The organism is Bradyrhizobium sp. 76 (genome assembly GCF_023073025.1).
Lineage (GTDB): Bacteria > Pseudomonadota > Alphaproteobacteria > Rhizobiales > Xanthobacteraceae > Bradyrhizobium.
In genome coordinates, this window is the sequence record NZ_JADPIS010000051.1 from 1 (window position 1) to 583 (window position 583).

Sequence of the window (583 nt, forward strand, 5' to 3'; positions counted from 1 at the left end):
TATCTCGACTTCTACAATCGCGCATCAGAACACCCATCTGTCTATGTTGTTGAAGAGAAGAGGCTTTGCTGATCGGGATGCGATCCCGTGGGGTATTTGGGGTTCAGCCGTGCCCGTTCGGTGATGGATTTGGCAGCGGACATTGTGAGAGCGGCGCGGGCGAAGATCCAAGGACCATCCGACAGAGGATGGATGGCTTCGATCTCGCCGGCTTCAGCGGCCAGCCGAAGCGTCTTGGGCGCGATCTTCAGGAGCTTTGCGGCGTTGCCAAGATTGAGCCAGGGTTCGGTTCCGTCCTCGGCGGGCTTGAACACCGCGATGTGGTAGTTCGAGCGCATTGATGTGACGCGCTCGCGGGTCCAGCGATTGCCGTTGCCGGTCTTGAGGCCGTTGCGGTTGAGGATGCCGGCAATCAGGTCATCGCTGGCGATCAGCACCAGTTGACGCACGGCTTGGATGATATCGGCAGAGGTGCTGTTGCGCTGTCCGCGCCGGCGCTTGGGCAAGCGCAACTCGCTGTGGGCGCCACCCACCCAGTGGACGATGAGAACGATCTCGGAGGCCGCGTCGTCGATATCGGCCA

Annotated in this window: 1 pseudogene; it reads right to left on the bottom strand. The window is 60.9% G+C overall.

Annotated elements, in window-relative coordinates:
- Nucleotides 1-41: 41 nt before the first annotated feature.
- Nucleotides 42-583 (bottom strand): annotated as a pseudogene (locus tag IVB48_RS12135) (recombinase family protein); the annotation flags it as partial.